The organism is Azospirillum canadense (assembly GCF_025961225.1).
Taxonomy (GTDB): Bacteria; Pseudomonadota; Alphaproteobacteria; order Azospirillales; family Azospirillaceae; genus Azospirillum; species Azospirillum canadense.
Genome location: NZ_JAOQNG010000002.1, coordinates 464680 through 482187, shown reverse-complemented (window position 1 = coordinate 482187; position 17508 = coordinate 464680). Strand labels below are relative to the sequence as shown.

At 69.3% G+C, this 17508-nt stretch carries 17 protein-coding genes; 8 read left to right on the top strand and 9 right to left on the bottom strand.

What is annotated here, in order from left to right:
- Positions 1–8 precede the first annotated feature (8 nt).
- Positions 9–1085 (bottom strand): SDR family oxidoreductase, encoded by a 1077-nt coding sequence (locus tag M2351_RS16775; protein ID WP_264657259.1) that lies wholly within the window; start codon positions 1083–1085, stop codon positions 9–11.
- Positions 1086–1110: 25 nt separating this feature from the next.
- Entirely contained in the window at positions 1111–1827 is a 717-nt protein-coding gene (locus tag M2351_RS16770) for an SDR family oxidoreductase (RefSeq protein WP_264657258.1), read from the bottom strand.
- 115 nt (positions 1828–1942) lie between these two features.
- On the opposite strand from M2351_RS16770, the gene M2351_RS16765 reads away from it, so the two are divergent.
- Positions 1943–2845, top strand: a complete 903-nt coding sequence (locus M2351_RS16765) for a LysR family transcriptional regulator (RefSeq protein WP_264657257.1) — start codon at positions 1943–1945, stop codon at positions 2843–2845.
- A 38-nt stretch (positions 2846–2883) separates the two neighbouring features.
- Here M2351_RS16765 and M2351_RS16760 read toward each other — a convergent pair whose 3' ends face one another.
- Genes M2351_RS16760 through M2351_RS16745 form a run of 4 tightly spaced genes read right to left on the bottom strand, consistent with a single transcriptional unit; the run spans position 2884 to position 6172 of the window.
- Entirely contained in the window at positions 2884–3675 is a 792-nt protein-coding gene (locus tag M2351_RS16760) for an anti-sigma factor family protein (RefSeq protein ID WP_264657256.1), read from the bottom strand.
- Entirely contained in the window at positions 3672–4196 is a 525-nt protein-coding gene (locus M2351_RS16755; protein ID WP_264657255.1) for a sigma-70 family RNA polymerase sigma factor, read from the bottom strand. The genes M2351_RS16760 and M2351_RS16755 overlap by 4 nt, the downstream gene beginning before the upstream one ends.
- A 25-nt stretch (positions 4197–4221) precedes the next feature.
- A complete protein-coding gene (locus M2351_RS16750; RefSeq protein WP_264657254.1) occupies positions 4222–5682 on the bottom strand; it encodes a YncE family protein in 1461 nt (486 codons plus the stop codon).
- 1 nt (position 5683) lies between these two features.
- Complete coding sequence (locus M2351_RS16745; protein WP_264657253.1) at positions 5684–6172, bottom strand: DUF305 domain-containing protein; 489 nt, start codon at positions 6170–6172, stop codon at positions 5684–5686.
- Positions 6173–6405: 233 nt separating this feature from the next.
- Here M2351_RS16745 and M2351_RS16740 point away from each other — a divergent pair, with 233 nt between their 5' ends.
- The 3 genes from M2351_RS16740 to M2351_RS16730 all read left to right on the top strand — a co-directional run bounded on the left by M2351_RS16740 (position 6406) and on the right by M2351_RS16730 (position 9989).
- A complete protein-coding gene (locus tag M2351_RS16740; RefSeq protein ID WP_264657252.1) occupies positions 6406–6927 on the top strand; it encodes a DUF1993 domain-containing protein in 522 nt (173 codons plus the stop codon).
- Positions 6928–6985: 58 nt separating this feature from the next.
- Positions 6986–8227, top strand: a complete 1242-nt coding sequence (locus tag M2351_RS16735; protein WP_264657251.1) for a molybdopterin molybdotransferase MoeA — start codon at positions 6986–6988, stop codon at positions 8225–8227.
- 208 nt (positions 8228–8435) lie between these two features.
- On the top strand, positions 8436–9989 hold the full coding sequence (locus M2351_RS16730) for a DHA2 family efflux MFS transporter permease subunit (protein WP_264657250.1): 1554 nt from the start codon (positions 8436–8438) through the stop codon (positions 9987–9989).
- 18 nt (positions 9990–10007) lie between these two features.
- Here the strand turns inward: M2351_RS16730 and M2351_RS16725 are convergent, their stop codons facing one another.
- The gene (locus M2351_RS16725; protein WP_264657249.1) at positions 10008–10487 is read right to left on the bottom strand and encodes a winged helix-turn-helix transcriptional regulator; all 480 of its coding nucleotides are present in this window, start codon (positions 10485–10487) and stop codon (positions 10008–10010) included.
- Between the two features lie 217 nt (positions 10488–10704).
- Between M2351_RS16725 and panE the strand changes: the two genes are divergently transcribed.
- Together panE and M2351_RS16715 are read left to right on the top strand one after the other, a co-directional pair.
- On the top strand, positions 10705–11637 hold the full coding sequence (panE, locus tag M2351_RS16720; protein ID WP_264657248.1) for a 2-dehydropantoate 2-reductase: 933 nt from the start codon (positions 10705–10707) through the stop codon (positions 11635–11637).
- A gap of 29 nt (positions 11638–11666) precedes the next feature.
- Complete coding sequence (locus M2351_RS16715; RefSeq protein ID WP_264657247.1) at positions 11667–12689, top strand: NADP-dependent oxidoreductase; 1023 nt, start codon at positions 11667–11669, stop codon at positions 12687–12689.
- 10 nt (positions 12690–12699) lie between these two features.
- Here M2351_RS16715 and M2351_RS16710 read toward each other — a convergent pair whose 3' ends face one another.
- Positions 12700–13800, bottom strand: coding sequence for an HlyD family secretion protein (locus M2351_RS16710; protein ID WP_264657246.1), 1101 nt, complete (start codon positions 13798–13800; stop codon positions 12700–12702).
- A 400-nt stretch (positions 13801–14200) separates the two neighbouring features.
- Between M2351_RS16710 and M2351_RS16705 the strand changes: the two genes are divergently transcribed.
- A complete protein-coding gene (locus tag M2351_RS16705; RefSeq protein ID WP_264657245.1) occupies positions 14201–14998 on the top strand; it encodes a LuxR C-terminal-related transcriptional regulator in 798 nt (265 codons plus the stop codon).
- A gap of 22 nt (positions 14999–15020) precedes the next feature.
- Here the strand turns inward: M2351_RS16705 and M2351_RS16700 are convergent, their stop codons facing one another.
- Positions 15021–16220 (bottom strand): PP2C family protein-serine/threonine phosphatase, encoded by a 1200-nt coding sequence (locus M2351_RS16700; protein ID WP_264657244.1) that lies wholly within the window; start codon positions 16218–16220, stop codon positions 15021–15023.
- A gap of 329 nt (positions 16221–16549) precedes the next feature.
- Here M2351_RS16700 and M2351_RS16695 point away from each other — a divergent pair, with 329 nt between their 5' ends.
- Entirely contained in the window at positions 16550–17464 is a 915-nt protein-coding gene (locus tag M2351_RS16695) for an alpha/beta hydrolase (RefSeq protein ID WP_264657243.1), read from the top strand.
- The last annotated feature ends 44 nt before the right edge of the window (positions 17465–17508 follow it).

The window sequence follows — 17508 nt, the reverse complement described above, 5'->3', positions numbered from 1 at the left end:
GTCATTGGTTAGGGAAGAACGCGTTTCCGCTTCAGGCTGTCGATCGCGGCGATCAGGGATTCGCTGGAGTCCATCCGCTCGGTGAAGCCGAAGCGGTGGATTTTGTTCACGTCGGAGATGACATCCGTCTCCGTGTGGAAGATGAAGTCGCCGAAGCCCCAGCCAACGAGCTTCCCAAGGTCCGGCTCTACCAGCCCGCTCTTCGCCGCGATGTCCCGCCACAGCGGGCCCTTGTCGGCCATGTGGCGCGCCAGGGTCAGCGGCACCGGCGGGGCGGTTTGCAGGCCGAGGTGCCCGGCCATGTCCTCCCACATGCGGTCCCAGCGGAAGACGTCGCCGTTGGTGACGTTGAACGCTTCCCCCGCGGCTTTGTCGCTGGTCGCCGCCCACAGGCTGGCCCGCGCCAGCAGGCCGGCGTCGGTGAACTGCACCAACTGCCCGTAGGCCTTGTCGGTGCCGGGGAAGCGCATGGGGATGCCCAACGCGCGCGACAGTTCGGCGAAGACGCCGACCACCAGCGCGATGTTCATCGGGTTGCCGTGGATGTCGCCCACCACCACGTCCGGCCGCAGCGCCACATAGTCCCAGCGACTGCTGGCCGCGCGGGCCTTCAGCTGCGCCTCCTGCGCCAGATAGATGTTCGGCGGCATGTGCACCGGGTCGCTTTCGCGCGCCGGCGTCCGCACCTTGGCGCCGAGATGGATGCCGTAGATCTTGAAGCCCTGGTAGATCACGACGCGCTGGAGCGGCGCGCCGGCCGCCTCCAGCCCGTCCAGCAGGTTGCCGAGCATCCGCCCGTTGCGCTCCGCCTCGGTGGCGAGGTCGGGGTCGGGGCTGAGTGCCGCGTAGAAGACGTGGGTGGTATCCGCGGCCTCGCGCAGGGCGGCGGCCGTCGCGGCATCGTCGGTCAGGTCCGCGGTGATGGACGGGAACCCGTCCAGCGGACGGCGGGCGAGCGCCCGCACGGTCCAGCCCTGCCGCTTCAGTTCGTGGGCGACGGCGTGCCCGATGATGCCGCCGGCGCCGGCAACCAGCGCAATCTTGGAAGTCGTCTGCGTCGTCATGTCGTCATGTCCGTCGTTCATGCGCCAATCGAGAAAACAGGGGCGCTCAGGCGATGGCGCCGCCGCCGTCGACCCGCACGGTCGAGCCGGTGGCGAAGGATGTGGAGGCCAGGAACAGGATCGCGTTGGCGATGTCCTCGGGCTGTCCGACCCGGCGGGCGGGCAGGCGCTGCGCGGCCCCGGCGAACATTGCCTCGCGCTTCGCCTCCGACAGGCCGGACCAGAGCGGCGTGGCGATCAGGCCCGGCGACACGGCGTTGACGCGGACCGGCGCCAGCTCCAGCGCGAGGCCGCGGGCCAGCGCCTCCAGCGCCGCGTTGATGGCGCCTTGCAGGACCGAGGTGGCCGACGGGCGGACGCTGAGGAAGCCCGACACGAAGGTGAGGGAGCCGCCTTCGCTGATCTTCGCTGCCTTGGCGACGCGGTAGGCGCCCCAGAACTTGCTTTCCATCGCGGCCTTGGCGTCGGACAGGCCGAGCGTGCGCACCGGGCCCGACGGTGTCTGGGCGGCGGACACCACGATGTGGTCCCAGGGCGCCTCCCCGGTGAAGAAGCGTTCGACCGCCGCGTCGTCGCGGGTGTCCAGCACGGCCGCGCGCGTATTCCCTCCCACCGCGGCCACCGCCGCGTCGAGCTTGTCCTGCGACCGCGAGGCGATGGTCACGGACGCGCCGGCCTGCGCCGCCGCTTTCGCGGTGGCGAGCCCGATGCCGGAGCTGCCGCCGATCACCAGGACGCGGCTGTTCGTCAAAGCGTGGGACATGATGCGGTTCCTTCTTCGGGACTGTGATGCCCTGACCCTATCCCTTCGCCAAATCGGCGAGTATCATGCCGATGTTCGATACACCCTCCACCAAACGGAAAGAATGCGGGCGGCCATGCTGGACGACATCACGGAGCTGCGCACCTTCGTCCGCATCGTCGCCGCGGGCAGCCTGTCGGCGGCGGGGCGGGAGATGAACCTGACGCTGAGCGTGGTCAGCAAGCGCCTCGCCTCGCTGGAGCGGCGGACCGACACGCGCCTGATCGCCCGCAGCACCCGGCACCTCGCCCTGACCGAGGAGGGGCAGCGCCTGTATGAGCGGGCGCAACGGATTCTCGCGGAGATCGACGAGGCGGAGGAGGCGCTGGCCCATGGACGCGCCGAGCCGCAGGGCGTGCTGCGCGTCGGCGCGCCGGTGGCGCTCGGCCGGATGCTCGTGGCCCCGGTCTGTCGCGACTTGGTCGGGACGTACCCGAAGATTTCCGTCGACCTGTCGCTGACCGACCGCGTGGTCGACCTGATCGACGAGGGGGTGGACGTCGTCGTCCGCATCGGGGCGCCGAAGGACTCCGGCCTGATCGTGCGGAAGCTGGCGGACAACCACCGCGTCGTCGTGGGCGCGCCGGACTATCTCGCCCTCTGGGGCCAGCCGGCGACCCCCGCCGACCTGGAGCGGCACGAATGCCTGCAATATCCCGGCGCCGGGGCCTTCTGGCGCTTGATCGGCCCCGACGGCGAGGCGGTGGAGGTGCGCACGGCGTCGCGGTTGCGCAGCGACAACGGCGACGTGGCGCAGGACTGGGCGCTCGCCGGCTGCGGCCTCATCATGAAGTCGTGGGTGGATGTACAGGCCGACGTGCTGGCCGGGCGGCTGCTGCGGGTCCTGCCGGACTGGCGCAGCGACGCGGCACCGGTCTGCGCGTTGTTCCCGTCGCACCGCCAGTTGCCGACCCGCGTGCGGCTGTTCCTGGACGCCATGGCCAACCGGTTGGCGCGGATGGCCGTCACGCCGTCGTGACAGGCCCGGCGTCGGCCAAGCGCGCATGGCCGGGACGCTCAGCTTCCCCCGACGCGGTCGGTCTGCCGGCGCACCTCGTTCGCCAACGGGTGCAAGGACGCCGACGGGGCGTCCGCCACGAGGCTGTAGCCGATGCCCCGGTCGGCCCAGGCGTAGCCGGCCAGTGGGCCCTCTTCGTGCGGGGACATCGGCGTGTCGCCCTCCACCTCCATGGGACGGACCAGGACGGCGACGCGCGTGCCGCGGTCGTCGTCGTACAGGAACAGGGCCGCGGCGCCGTGCGGCGTCGCCACCAGCCGCCCACCCATGAAGCGATAGCCCGACCGCGACAGGTCCGGAACGGAAACCGGGCGATTCAGCCGCTGCGAAATCCAGGTCACCAGTTCCTCACGGTCACCGGCGCGGAGTTCGACCGGTCGGATGTGGTCCGCGGCGTAGACCTGGTAGTTGGCCGCCGCCTCTTCCTTCAGTGCGGCGATGCCGCTTGCGGCCGGCACAGCCCCATGGGCGAACCAGCCGCCGACGCCCCCCAGCCCGGCCATCAGGACCGCAGCGGCCGCCGACCGCCAGGTGGAAGCCCACCGGCCACGCCAGCGGGACTGCCGCGCCTCGACGATGCGGGCGAGGCTCAGTTCCGGCGGGACCGGCTCCTCCACGACGGGAGCCAGCGCGGACCGCAGCGCGCGGCGTTGTACGGCCATGGCGGCGACGCGGTGTTGGACCTCCGGATGGCCGTCCAGATAGGCCCGCACCTCGCCGCGCCGGGACGGGTCCAGGGCTTCGTCGATGTAGGCGTGGAGATCGTCTTCCGTGATCGGACGGCCGGTCATTTCACCCTCCGCAGCCAGGGGCGGGAGCCGGCGGCCGGTGCCTCCGCTTCTGTTGCCCGCAACAATTTCTCGCGCGCCCGCGACAGGCGCGACATCACGGTGCCGATGGGAATGTCCAGCACGCGCGCCGCCTCGGCGTAGCTCAAATCCTCCACCGACACCAGCAGCAGGACGCTGCGCTGTTCCTCCGGCAGGGTGTCGAGCGCGCGCATCAGGTCCTTGTGCATCACGCCGTGCTCCTGCGTCGGCGGGGCGGCGGTCGCCGCCTCGTCGGCGTCCTCCAGCGCGACGTACCAGCCGCGCCGGGAGCGGCTGAGCCGCGTCATGGCGAGGTTGTGCAGGATGGAGAACACCCAGGTGCGCGCGTCGCCGTCCGTCCGCCGCTGGTGCCAACGGGCGACGACGCGCTCCAGGCAGTCCTGCACCAAGTCGTCCGCCCCCGCCCGGTCGCGCAGCAGCACCCGTGCGTAGCGGCGCAATGCCGGGATCAGCGGCTCGACGAGGAGCATCATGTCCTTCATGCCGGACGGCCTCCGCGGCGGGACCTCACCGGCTCTGGATCTGGACGGGGGCGCCGGGCTGGTCCGGGGTGCCCATGGCGATCACCAAGTACCGGCGCTCGACCTTGGCGTTGCCCTGCACGATCTGCCGGATGGGGCCGACCGCGTTGACGATCGCCGAACCCGCCGGGTTGGTCATGAAGGCGGCCAGCGGCTCCAGCTTGCCCTTGCCGTCGGGATGGTCGGACAGCGCCAGCACATAGGGGGTCTTCGGCTCCAAACCGGTGACCGAGGCTTGCAGCACCTGGGACAGGCCTTGGCTGAACAGCGACACGCTGGTCGGCGGGGTTCCATCCTTTGCGGTCTTTCCAGTGGGTCCGAGCGTCAGGTGCGCGACGTCGCCCGCCAGCCCCAGGGGCTGGAGGTTGGCCAGCCCGTCGCCCTCCGGCACCGCGTTGGGGACGTAGGCGACGGCCTGCGGCGCCTGCCCGATGGACGTCGTTGCGATCACGCGGTTGGTCAGGGTGTCGATGGCGGCCATGGCGTCGGCGTTCTCCAGCCCGACATAGATGCGGCTGCCGTCGCCGGACGGCCACAGCCCGTGGGGCAGGTTGCCGGTGGGGATGGTCGCGACCGGTTCGAACGTGTCGGTGCGGAACACCTTCACCTGGTTCAGGCCCCCGACCGTCACGTAGGCGAAGCTGCCCTTCGCGTTGCGGACGATGTTGACGTGGTTGGTGATGGGGCCGGTGTCGATCGTCTTCAGCAGGCCGAAGGGCGGGCGGGCGTCGAAGACCTGCACCTTGCCGACATCCTTCAGCGTGAACCACACCTGATCGCCATCCGGCGTTGCGGCCAGATCCGGGCAGAAGGGGCTGGCCTGCTTGACCGTCCCTACGATCTGGTGATCGGCCACCGAGACGACCACCGTCTCCGGATTGAAGGAGGAGCAGACATAGCCGTACTTGCCGTCCGGCGAGAAGATCTGCATGCCGGGGCCGGCCGGCACCTTGATGCGGGTCTTCTCCTCGAAGCTGTGGCCGTCGAGGACGGCGACATAGTCCTCGCCGCGCACGGTCACCCAGACCTCGCTGCCGTCCGGGGTGAAGAAGGCCTCGTGCGGCGCGCGGCCGACATAGGTGACGTGCTTCACCGCGTTGGTGGCGGTGTCGATGAAGCTGACGGAGTTGGTGCCGATGGACACCACCGCCAGCGTCCGGTGGTCGGGCGAGAAGCCCATGCCATGCACCAGGACCTGCCCGCGGTAGAGCGGGCTGAGGTTGCCCGGCTGCGGGTCGCCCAGCCGGATGACGCCGAGAAGCCGGTTGTCGGCCGGATCGGTCACCGACACGGTGTTGGAGAACTGCTCGGCGGCGTAGACGCGGTCGCGGTGGCTGACCGGAATGTCGGCGTCGGACGCGGCGCCGGGCGCCTGCCCGGCCCAGGCAGCGCCAAAGGACAGGAACGTCGTGGCGGCGAGCGCCGCGGTGAGGAGGGAACGGGGCACGTCAGGGCTCCTGATGGGCGGAATGGGAGTGATGGTGGGCGGCCATGGCGTCCGCCGACGGCGGGGACGCGGCTGCGTCCGGGGCTGCCTGCGTGGGGGCAATTTGCGTCGGGACTGGCGCCGAAGGGGGCAGGGGGGCGCCGATCGCGAGCTTCATCGCGGCGATCTCCTGCTGCTGCTCGACGATGATCTCCTGGGCGATGCGGCGAAGCTGCTCGTTGCGGCCGTGGCGCAGCAGGGCCAGCGCCATGTCGATGGCGCCCTGGTGGTGGGCGGTCATCATGGCGACGAAATCCTTATCGACATCGCCGCTCGGCTTGACCGCCATGCCGTTCATCATCGTCGTCATCGCTGCGTCGTTCTCGGCCAGGAAACGTGCTTCCCCGCTGTCGTCGGCGAGGGCCGGAGCCGCGCCCGCGAGGGCGACGGCCAGCGACACGGCCGCGACGGACGGTGCGGAACGCGCGATCCTGCGTGGCGAAGGGAACATCCTGTCTCCGTTCGGTGGGCTGTCTGGAAGGAGCTTTCGTTGTCCGGTGTGGGGTTGACTCGGCACGGGCCGACTTATTCCGGTCCCCTCGGCGCATTTTTTCGCAGCGCCCGTCGCCACCGGACGAATGTCCCAAACGGTGGCTTTAATGTCCTTTATGCCGTCCAGGTGGCGCCGTACCGTCCACGCCGCCGGATCCCGGCTTCCCGGCGCACAGGAATGGACAAAACCCGATGAGCCTTTCGCTTTACCGAATTTCCGTCCCGGTCTTCGCCCGCGGGTTGACCGTCCTGTCCACGCTTCTGGACAAGGGGGTCGCGCACGCGGCGGAGCAGGGCATGGATCCGTCCCGGCTGGTCGAGCTGCGCTTGGCGCCGGACATGCTCCCGCTGACCGGCCAGGTGCAGCGGGCGAGCGACACGTCGAAATTCGCTATCCACCGCATCACCGGCCTCGCCGCGCCCCGTTTCGAGGACAACGAGACGAGCTTTCCGGAGTTGCAGGAGCGCGTGGCGAAGACGCTGGACTTCCTGCGGTCGGTGGACCCCGCCGCGGTCGAGGCGGGCCGAGACCGGGAGATCACGCACCCGTCCGGCGCACTGCTGCGGGCCGACGATTACCTGCTTATGCACGCCCTGCCGAACTTCTTCTTCCACGTCACGACGGCCTACGACCTGCTCCGCCACGCCGGCGTCACGGTGGGCAAGATGGACTATCTCGGCTCCTTCGCGGACGCGGACCGGGCGGCCCGCTGACCGGACGGCGTGCCCACCCTATCTACTGGCACGATGACCAATCGGAGAGTGGACGAGGATGGATTGCTTCGCCGTGCCGGGTTCCGGCCTTCTGCCCTTGGACGACGCGCTCGCCGTGATCCGGGAGGGCGTGCGCCCGGTGACCGGCGCCGAGACGGTGGCGCTGCACGACGCGCTGAACCGTTTCCTGGCTGAGGACGTGACGGCGGGCGTCGACGTGCCGCCGATAGCCGTGTCGTCCATGGACGGCTGGGCGTTCCGCGCTCCACCGGATGACGTTCCAGCCGAGTTGCGGCGCCTCGCGGTGGTCGGGCGCGTTCCGGCGGGCTCGGTGTTCTCGGGCAAGGTCGGGCCGATTGATGCGGTGCGCATCTTCACCGGCGCCCCGCTGCCCGATGGCGCCGACACCGTCGCCATGCAGGAGGAGTGCGAGGCCGGCGACGGCACCGTCCTGGTTCCGCCGCTGGAGCGTGGCAGCAACGTGCGCGCGGCGGGGGAGGACATGCACGCGGGCGCCGTCGTCCTGGCGGAGGGCCGGCGACTGCGCGCCCAGGAAGTGGGCTTGGCCGCCGCGGTCGGGCGCAGCACCCTTCAGGTGCGCCGCCGGCTGCGTGTCGCGCTGTTTTCCACCGGGGATGAGCTTCGCGAACCGGGCGGCGGCAAGCCGGACGGCGCCATCTTCGACGCCAATCGCTACACCCTGGCCGCCCAGCTGCTGGCGCTTGGCGTCGAGCTGCGCGACCTCGGCATCCTTCCCGACCAGCCGGACGCGGTGCGCGCCGCTCTGGCCTCCGCCGCTGAGTCCGTCGATCTTATCGTCTCCTCCGGCGGCATGTCGGTGGGGGAGGAGGACCATGTGAAGGCCGCGGTCGCCGCCCTGGGGTCCCTGCACCTGTGGCGGCTGGCGCTGCGCCCCGGCAAGCCACTGGCATTGGGGCAGGTCGGCGAGATCCCGTTCCTCGGGCTGCCCGGCAACCCGGTGTCGGCGATGGTCACCTTCATGCTGGTCGGGCGACCGCTGGTGCTGCGGCTGTCCGGCGGGGAGTCCGTGGTGCCGCGCAGCCTCGTGGTGGCCGGTTTCTCCTTCACCAAGAAGCCCGGCCGGCGGGAGTTCCTGCGCGCCCGGCTGGAGACGGGGGCTGACGGCCGTCCCGTCGCCCACAAGTTCCCCAACAACAGCTCCGGCGTGCTGACCTCCATGGCGGAGAGCGACGGGCTGATCGACATGGCGGCCGACGCGACGGAGATCCGTGCCGGCGACCTTGTGGATTTCCTGCCCTTCACCGGCCTGCTCGGCTGAGGCGGGCGGTCCGCCGCAATTCATGACAGGCGTCATGAAAGTGGCTTGCATCATGAAAGTGACTGGCGCATAGTCCGGCCCTGCAGAGGAAAGCCTTTGGGGTCGCAACGTGCCCCGGTGCCCGCCGCTCCCATCGCGTGGACGGCGGGCGGTCTTTCCCGCACCGCCGGGTGGGTGCCCGGCGGATTCCGCCGGAAAGGGTGCGCTGATGTCGGAATTGTCCGAGGCCCGCAAGATCTTCGTCTTCGGCGTGATGTGCGTCGGCTTCTTCATCTCCTTGCTGGACATCCAGATCGTCTCGGCGTCGCTGCGCGACATCGGCGGCGGCCTGTCGGCCAGCCAGGACGAGGTCGCCTGGGTGCAGACCAGCTACCTGATCGCCGAGATCATCGTCATCCCGCTGTCCGGCTATCTGGCGCGGGTCATGTCCACCCGCTGGCTGTTCAGCGTGTCGGCCGCCGGCTTCACCCTGACCAGCCTGCTGTGCGGCTGGGCCTGGGACATCCAAAGCATGATCGTGTTCCGGGCCTTGCAGGGCTTCCTGGGCGGATCGATGATCCCCACCGTCTTCACCACCGCCTTCGCCTTCTTTCCGGGCAAGAAGGTGGTCGTCGCCGCAGCGACGGTCGGGGCGCTGGCCTCGCTGGCGCCGACGCTGGGGCCGACGGTGGGCGGCTGGATCACCGACAATTTCTCCTGGCACTGGCTGTTCTTCGTGAACCTCGTCCCCGGCGTCTTCGTGACGGTCGTCGTCGCGATGATGGTGCGGATCGACAAGCCCGACCTGTCGCTGATCCGGAACGCCGATTACCTGGGCGTGGCGCTGCTGGCGACCTTCCTCGGCTGCCTGCAATACGCGCTGGAGGAAGGGCCGCGGTGGGAGTGGTTCGAGGATGAGGCGATCCTGGCCTCCACCATTGTGGCCGCGGTGGCCGGCGTGGGTTTCGTCTGGCGCAGCCTGACCTACGCCAACCCGATCGTCGACCTGACCGCGCTGAAGAACCGCAATTTCGCGCTGGGCTGCTTCTTCTCCTTCGTCACCGGCGTCGGCATCTTCTCCACGATCTACCTGACGCCGCTGTTCCTCGGCCGCGTCCGGGGGTTCAGCGCGCTGGACATCGGCATCTCGGTCTTTTCCACCGGCGTGTTCCAGATCCTGTCGATCCCCGTCTACACCATGTTCGCCCGGCGCTTCGACCTGCGCTGGCTGATGATGTTCGGCCTCGCCCTGTTCGGGCTGAGCATGTGGTCCTTCACGCCCATCACGCACGATTGGGGCTGGCGCGAGTTGCTGCTTCCCCAGGGCTTGCGCGGCTTCGCCCAGCAGTTCGCCGTCGCGCCGACGGTGACTCTGACGCTGGGCGGGTTGACGCCGGCCAAGCTGAAGCTGGCGTCCGGACTGTTCAACCTGATGCGGAACCTGGGCGGGGCCATCGGCATCGCCGCCTGCGGCACGATCCTGAACGACCGGACCAACCTGCATTTCCTACGGCTGGCCGAGCATCTGAACGCGACCAACAGCGCCATGCTGTCCACTCTGCGCGCGGTGGAGGCGCGCGGTGCGCGGATCGTGGGGGATGTCAGCCACGCCCACGCGGCGGGCCTGCGCCAGCTGTGGTCGCTCACCTACCGGGAGGCGCAGACCATGACCTTCGCCGACGCTTTCCTCGGCTTGGCCCTCTGCTTCGCGGTGGTCACGGCCATGGTGCCGTTGATGCGGAAGGTGGCGCCGCCGAAGGGTCCTTCGGCGGACGCGCACTGAACCGGGCGTTATGGGGCGTTATGGCCGGCTGTAGGGGTAGGGTGTCGTCTCGTCGGCGGCCGGTCCGCGGGCGGTCTTGAAGGCCGGATCGCTGACCGGCTTCCCGGTGATGCGGTCGACCAGGACGGGGTCCGCCTCTTCGCCCGTTTCGGTGTTCATCAGAACGACCGCCTTGCCGTCCGGTGCAAAATGCCGGTTGCCCCAGGCCAGCATGGCCAGGACCACCGAGCGGAAGTCGCGGCCGATCTCCGTCGGTACATACTCGTCGCGCGGCGGCGCGTCGCAATAGCGACGCTTTTCCAAAAGCCCGTGCTCGACCAGATCATTCAGCCGGCGGCTAAGGATATTTGGCGCGATGTCGAGGCTTTTCTGGAATTCGTCAAAGCGGGAAAGGCCGCGCAAAGCATCGCGCATGATCAGGATGCTCCACCACTCGCCCACGCGCTCCAGGCTTTGGGCGACCGGACATTTCATCTCGCTGAAGCTCTTGCGCCGCATGATCGAGCCGCACCTGACGTTTGTGAAATTGCACCGCTGTCTCGCTCGGGTGGCTGATATCGGCGCCCCCGGAGAAGCGCGCAATCCGATTCCGCCAGCCCATAACTTGCATAATAGTAGTTACCATGTTACAGGACCGATGTCACGCGCGGAGGCGGGTGTCGGTCGCCGTGGAGCCCGAGTCCGGCCGCGGCGGAGTCGATCATGGAGGGATGGCATGCGAATTCTCGTTGTCGGAGCCGGCGCGGTCGGCGGCTATTACGGCGCCCGGCTGGTGCAGGCCGGCCGCGACGTCACCTTCCTGGTGCGTCCGGCCAAGGCAGCGCGGCTGCGCCGCGACGGGCTGCGGATCGCCAGCCCGCACGGCGACGCGACCCTCGCGCCGAGGCTGGTGACGGCGGATGCGCTTGAGGGGATCTACGACCTCGTCCTGCTCAGCGTAAAGGGCTACGCCCTGGACGACGCGATCGAGGATTTCGCGCCCGCCGTCGGGCCGGAGACGATGATCCTGCCCGTTCTGAACGGCATGCGGCACATGGACACGCTGACGCACCGGTTCGGCTTGGGCAATGTGATCGGCGGCGTGGCGGTCGTGGCAACCACGGTCGAAAGCGACGATCGGATCCGCCAGATCGCCGAGATCCAGCTTCTGCGCTACGGCGAACTGGACGGCACGCTCACCGACCGCATCCGCGCGGTGGACGAGGCCATGCGGGGCACCGGCATCGACGCGGCGTCGTCCACCGACATCATCCAGGCGATGTGGGAAAAGTGGGTGCAGCTCGCCAGCCTCGGGGCGGTGACCTGCCTCCTGCGCGGCCCGGTCGGCGCGGTCGCCGCGGTTCCCGGCGGCGCCGACGTCGCGCGGGCCATCCTGGGGGAATGCGCCGCGGTCGCGGCCGCCTGCGGCCATCGCCCGTCGGACGGTTTCCTGGAGCGGCAGGAGGGCGCGCTGACGGCGGCCGGCTCGCCGCAGACCTCCTCGATGTACCGGGACCTGCGGGCCGGTGCCGCCGTCGAGGTCGACACCATTCTCGGCGACCTGCTCGACCACGCCCGCGCCCACGGCGTTTCGGTGCCGCTTCTGCAGGCCGCCTTCGTCAATTTGCGTGTTTACCGGGACAGCCGCGTTCACGCGCCGACGCCGTGAACCGTCATTTTCCCTGTGGAGACATTGCCATGAGCCTTGAGCGCGCCCGCCAGATCGTCCTTGCGTCCCGGCCGCAGGGGCGGCCAAGCCTCGCCAACTTCCGGCTGGAGGAGACGGCCGTGCCGGAGATACCGCGCGGCGGCCTGCTGCTGCGCGTGCTGACGCTGTCGCTCGACCCCTACATGCGCGGGCGCATGGACGACCGGAAGTCCTACGCGAAGCCCGTGGGCGTCGGCGACGTCATGGAAGGCGAAAGCGTCGCGGAGGTGCTGGAGTCCGATCATCCCGACTATGCCAAGGGTGAGCTGGTCCTTGCCCGGACGGGGTGGCGCACCCACGCGCCGTCCGACGGCCAGGGCCTGCGCAAGGTGGACCCGGCGCTGGCGCCGCCTTCCACCCGCCTCGGCGTGCTGGGCATGCCCGGATTCACCGCCTACTCCGGCCTGAAGGTGATCGGCAGGCCGCGCCCGGGCGAGACCGTGGTCGTCGCGGCGGCGAGCGGGCCGGTCGGGTCTCTGGTCGGCCAACTCGCCAAAATGGCCGGCGCGCGGGCCGTGGGCATCGCCGGCGGGGCGGACAAGTGCCGCTTCGTCAAGGAGGAACTGGGCTTCGACGAGGCGCTCGACCACCGGGAGCCCGGGCTGCCGGAACGCCTCGCCGCCGCTTGCCCGCAGGGAATCGACGTCTATTTCGAGAATGTCGGCGGGGCGGTCTGGCAGGCCGTGCTTCCCCTGCTGAACCGTTTCGCCCGCGTGCCGGTCTGCGGCCTGATCGCGCAGTACAACGGCGTCGCCGACAATCCCACCGACGCCCTGCCGGCCACCATGCGCGCCGTCCTGACCAAAAGCCTGACGCTGCGCGGCTTCATCAACTACGAGTTCGAGGCCGAGCACTACGGCGATTTCCTGCGTGATCTGGCGCCGGCGGTCGCCGACGGCCGCATCCGCTACCGCGAGGACGTCACCGAGGGGTTGGAGAACGCGCCCGCCGCCTTCCTCGGCATGCTGGAAGGCCGGAACTTCGGCAAAGTTCTGGTGCGGGTCGCGTCCTGAAGGCGTTCCATCAGCGCTGGTCGGCGGGGCGCTCGTCGACCTCCGCGGTGACCGACAGTCCTGGGCGCAGTCGACCCAACGTGGCGGCGTCGGCGTCCAGGCGAACGCGGACCGGAACGCGCTGGACGATCTTCGTGAAGTTGCCGGTGGCGTTTTCCGGTGGCAGCACGCTGAACTGGGCGCCGGTGGCGGGCGCGAGGCTTTCGACGTGGCCGCGGAAGGTCTCGCCGGGCAGGATGTCCGCCTTGATCGTCACCGGCAGGCCGGGCCGCATCCGGGCGATCTGGCTTTCCTTGAAGTTGGCGTCAACCCACAGCCCCTGGGCCGGAACGATGGCGACGAGTTGGGCGCCGACCGTCGCAAAGCCGCCGGTGCGGGCGCTGCGGTTGCCGACGACGCCGTCAAAGGGCGCGCGCAGTTCGGTGTAGCCGACGTTCAGCGCGGCGGTGTCGCGATCGGCGATGGCCCCGGCCAGCGCCGCCTGCGCCTGCTGCTTCTGCGCGGCGATCACGTCCTGCTGGCGCCGTGCCGCTTCCAGCGCGGCGCGCGCCCGTTGGCCGGCGGCGACCGCCCGTTTGTAGTCGGCGTCCGCCTTCTGGAAATTCTGCACCGAGCCCGACGCGGTCGCCGACAGTTCGCGATAGCGCACCTGGTCGCTGCGGGTCCGCACGATCTCCGCCTCGGCGGCGTCGATGTCGGCCTGCGCCTGCTGGATCACCGCCTGTTGCAGCTTGTCCTGCGCGTCCAGGTTTTCCAGCGTCGCCTTTTGCCCGGACACCGCCGCCGACGCTTTCGCCAAGGCGGCGCGGTAGTCCCGGTCGTCCAGCTTGACCAGCAGGTCGCCGGAGCGGACGCGCTGGTTGTCGCCGACCGCCACTTCGGCGATCAGGCCGGCGACCTTGGGCGCCATGACCGTGGTGTCGCCGCCGACATAGGCATCGTCGGTGCTCTCGATGAAGCGGCCGACCGTCCACCATTCCTGGGCGTACACGGCCGCCCCGATGCCGAGGAGGAGCGCCGCGCCGGACAGGAGCAGGCGTTTTCCATTGAACGTACGCGACGTCCGCGGCCGGGTGCCGCCGACGTCCTGGCCGACCGATTCACTGGTCACTCAAAACCTCTCATCCTGTGATGCGCCGCCTGGACCCAGATCCCGGCGGTGCGTGAGGTCGTGTTGGGAAACCCGCATGCCCCGGCCTGTGCGCCGTAGATAGCATGATGAAAGTTACTTATCGCAGTGACTCTCTTTATGCAAGTCATATCGCGGGATGATGGTTGCGTGACGACGGACCTGACCCGAAGGGCATAAGCCGTGCGCCAGGGGCCGGACCGAGCGGGCAGGGGCCAAATTGCAGGCACGCCTCTCCGTCGCCTGGGCTGGGGCGGTAACGCCCTTTCGCAGGGAAGATTTTCGAACCCGAATACGTTCGCCGTCGCATTGGAACGGCCCTGGGGAAAATGTCCCCGGCCCGCGTCCGGGAGACGCAAACGAAACGCGAAGGGGGAGCGGAATGACGGCGCTGAAAGCCGAGGCGAGGCCCGAGGCGAGGAAAAGCTTGGGTGAAACGCTGGACTGGCTGCTTCATGGCGGCACCGACCGGCCCATCGCGATACGGCCCCCCGGAGTTGCCCCCGGAGTTGCCCCCGGAGTTGCCCCCGGAGTTGCCGCCAGCGTTCCGGTGATCGGAGCCTTCGGCACGGCGCGGGACGGCGTGTCGCGCCTGCACCGGTTCGACGCGTCGGCGGACCGGACAGCCGCCGATTTTCGCCGCCCCGACCTTCTGCTGGTCGATCTCGCCGGGACGACGATCGATGCCTACGAGACATTGCGGTGTCTTCGCGCCCGCGTTCCCGGCGCCCGTCTGGTCGTGCTGGAAGACCGGCTGTCGATCCGGCGGCTCCGCGCGGCGCTGCACGCGGGGGGCAACGGCTACCTCCTGAAGGACACGGCGCCCGAAGCCCTGATCCAATCGCTCAGCGTGGTCCTGGCCGGGGAGACCGTGTTCCCGACGCGGCTGGCGGATTGGCTGCGCAACAGCGACATCGTCGCCCCGGACCGGGACGCCGCCGTGGAGCGGGCGTCCTTATCCTGGCGCGATACCGACCTGCTGCACGGATTGCAGTCCGGCAAATCCGTCCGCGGCATCGCCGAGGACCTGCACATCTCCGAAACGGAGGCCAGGGCAAGCCTGCGCAGTCTGCTGCGCCGGCTCAACCTCTCCAACCGGACCCAGGCGGCGATCTGGGCGGCGAACAACGGGATCAGCCCGTCGTCGAACCCGCCGGGCGTGGGGATCGCCCGGCTGTGACGCGGGCGCTTCCGTCTCCCCGTCAGCCGCGCGGGCGGTGCAACGCCAGCGCGCTGCGGTCCTTGCTCTGCGGCGTCGTTCCGGCGAAGTCCTCCGCCTCCTTGCGCAACGCGTCGATCAGCTGCGCCGGGGGCGCGTCCAGCAGAGCGTCCAGCCGCTTGCGCAGGCGGTTCTCGCCCAACTGGGCCGCGGACGCGTCGGTGGTCTCGGCAAAGCCGTCGGTCAGGACCAGCAGCGTTTCCCCCGCATTCACCTGGAACGGGTGCGCCGTGTACACCGCCTCCGCATAGGCGCCGAGCGGACGTCCGCGCGGGGCCGACACCGGGGCCACGCCGCGCGCCGGACCCAGCGCCAGAGCATCGGAAAAGCCGGCGTTGGCCATCTGCACCGTGCCGACCTGCGGGTCGAACAGGCCGAACAGCGCCGCGACCGTGCCGGACGGCTCGCCATCCTGCGGGTCGGCGAACAGGGCCGCGTTGACCCGCTGGAGCACGGCATCGGGTTCCGGGCGGTCGCACGTCAGCGCGGCGTCCTCGACGGCGGCCCGGACCAGCGTGCGGACGCGCGCCACCGCCAGCGTCGCCGAAACGCCTTCACCCGCAGCCGTCGCGGCCAGGAAGGCCACGCGGCCGTCGCCGGTGCAGAACAATTCCACCAGATCGCCGCCGATCGTCGGGGCCGGATCGTGGCGGAGCGCGCAATCGCAGGGGAATTCCGGGACCGGCTGCGGCAGGCTGGCCGTCGCCATGGCGCCGAGGAGCGCCCGCGCGGCCTTGCGGTCGCGTTCCTCCCGCGCGGCGGCGGCCTCAGCCTCGCGGCGCAGGCGGTGGCGCTCCAGGCAATCGTTGACGCGGCCTTCGAGCAGACGCACGTTGAAGGGCTTCGGCAGGTAGTCCTCGGCGCCCAGGTCCAGGCACTGGACCGTTTCTTCCATGTTGGTGAGCGAGGAGATCACGACGACCGGCGTGTTCGTCAGGTGACCTTCCTTCTTCAACCGGCGCAGCACGTCGGTCCCGCTGATGCGGGGCAGGTTGAGGTCGAGCAGGACCAGGTCGTAGTGCGCCGCCTTCGCCAGATCGACGGCCTGCCGTCCGTCCGTCGCCGCCGTGATGTCCTCAAAGCCGGCCTTGCGCAGATAAAGGGCGATCAATTCCTGGCTGAACGGATCATCTTCGACCACCAGCAAGCGCTCGTTGCGTGAACCGTTGGTGGACTGCGTCATGAATTTGAAATCTCCATCGGTCTCTGGACATGAGACGCGCGCACGCGCGCAAAATCTGTGAAGCGTGGAATCAAGTTTTTCAGCGGATTTCTCGTCGCGTGTATGAGCCGGCGGGCAATGAGCACAATTGTATGATCAACCGCCGCTCGTGACGCGATTTCAGAGGCACCTATTCTAGGCGATATTCCATCCACGAGCAATCAGCAAATTTGATACTGCCTTGAGATGAGAAAATTATGAATGAACGCGCGTAAACCTCGAAAACGTGCAATATCTATCGCTCTGATTGCAACAGACGCGAAAGCACTATCGGGAGGCGCGGTTTCCACATGACCAGCTTCGGAACGATCATCCGGGCGACCTTGACCCTGTTCGCGACGCTTGCGGCGATGGTCACCGCCGTGCCGGAGCCGGCCTCGGCCGGAACGGTGCAGGAATTGAGCCTTGCATCGTCCACGCTTGGGGCCGAATACCGCTACACCGTCTACCTGCCCGACGGCTATGGCGACGATGGGACGACCTACCCGGTTCTGTACCTTCTGCATGGGTCCGCCGGGAACGAGCGGGACTGGCTCGACAAGGGCGGAGTCGCGGCGACGCTGGACCGGCTGATCGCCGACCGCAAGGTGCCGGCGACCGTGGTGGTGATGCCCGGCCACCGCGCCATGTGGTGGGTGGATGGTCACGCCGGCCAATCGGAAACCGTGCTGCTGAAGGAACTCCTGCCCGAGGTCGAGCGCCGGTTCCACGTCTACGCCGACCGGACCGGGCGCGCGTTCGGCGGCCTGTCGGCCGGCGCCCATGCGACGATCCGCCTCGCCTTCACCCGGCCGGACCTGTTCGCGGCCGGAATCGCGCTGAGCCCGGCGATCTACACACCGATGCCGCCGCCGAACTCCTCCATCTACAAGGACCCGCCCTTCTTCAAGGACGGCCGCTTCGACGAGGAGATGTGGACGCGCCTGAACTGGCCCGCGCTGATCGACGGATACCGCGCGCAGCCCCTGCGGATTCCGCTCTACCTCAACAGCGGGGACCGCGACCGTTTCGAGATCGCCTACCACGCGGCCGTCCTCTACCGTGAATTGTTCCGCCTGCAGCCGGACGCCGTCCGGTTCCGGGTCGTCGACGGCGACCATGAGTGGCGGGTGTGGAACCAGACCATTGGCGACGCGCTCGAATACGCGCTGCCCTACCTCCGCGCACCGGGCAAGGCGGAAAGCCGCACGGCTGGGGCGAATTGACCGCTCCGGCAAATTGACCACCCCAGCAACAACACCGGACGCCC

What these genes read in the sequence shown, in the direction of transcription:
- M2351_RS16715 (WP_264657247.1), top strand. Translation starts at nt 11,667, where the DNA reads ATGAGCCTTGAGCGCGCCCGCCAGATCGTCCTTGCGTCCCGGCCGCAG.
- M2351_RS16755 (WP_264657255.1), bottom strand. Translation starts at nt 4,196, where the DNA reads ATGAAGGACATGATGCTCCTCGTCGAGCCGCTGATCCCGGCATTGCGC.
- panE (WP_264657248.1), top strand. Translation starts at nt 10,705, where the DNA reads ATGCGAATTCTCGTTGTCGGAGCCGGCGCGGTCGGCGGCTATTACGGC.
- M2351_RS16735 (WP_264657251.1), top strand. Translation starts at nt 6,986, where the DNA reads ATGGATTGCTTCGCCGTGCCGGGTTCCGGCCTTCTGCCCTTGGACGAC.
- M2351_RS16775 (WP_264657259.1), bottom strand. Translation starts at nt 1,085, where the DNA reads ATGAACGACGGACATGACGACATGACGACGCAGACGACTTCCAAGATT.
- M2351_RS16740 (WP_264657252.1), top strand. Translation starts at nt 6,406, where the DNA reads ATGAGCCTTTCGCTTTACCGAATTTCCGTCCCGGTCTTCGCCCGCGGG.
- M2351_RS16695 (WP_264657243.1), top strand. Translation starts at nt 16,550, where the DNA reads ATGACCAGCTTCGGAACGATCATCCGGGCGACCTTGACCCTGTTCGCG.
- M2351_RS16725 (WP_264657249.1), bottom strand. Translation starts at nt 10,487, where the DNA reads ATGCGGCGCAAGAGCTTCAGCGAGATGAAATGTCCGGTCGCCCAAAGC.
- M2351_RS16760 (WP_264657256.1), bottom strand. Translation starts at nt 3,675, where the DNA reads ATGACCGGCCGTCCGATCACGGAAGACGATCTCCACGCCTACATCGAC.
- M2351_RS16765 (WP_264657257.1), top strand. Translation starts at nt 1,943, where the DNA reads ATGCTGGACGACATCACGGAGCTGCGCACCTTCGTCCGCATCGTCGCC.
- M2351_RS16700 (WP_264657244.1), bottom strand. Translation starts at nt 16,220, where the DNA reads ATGACGCAGTCCACCAACGGTTCACGCAACGAGCGCTTGCTGGTGGTC.
- M2351_RS16705 (WP_264657245.1), top strand. Translation starts at nt 14,201, where the DNA reads ATGACGGCGCTGAAAGCCGAGGCGAGGCCCGAGGCGAGGAAAAGCTTG.
- M2351_RS16745 (WP_264657253.1), bottom strand. Translation starts at nt 6,172, where the DNA reads ATGTTCCCTTCGCCACGCAGGATCGCGCGTTCCGCACCGTCCGTCGCG.
- M2351_RS16770 (WP_264657258.1), bottom strand. Translation starts at nt 1,827, where the DNA reads ATGTCCCACGCTTTGACGAACAGCCGCGTCCTGGTGATCGGCGGCAGC.
- M2351_RS16730 (WP_264657250.1), top strand. Translation starts at nt 8,436, where the DNA reads ATGTCGGAATTGTCCGAGGCCCGCAAGATCTTCGTCTTCGGCGTGATG.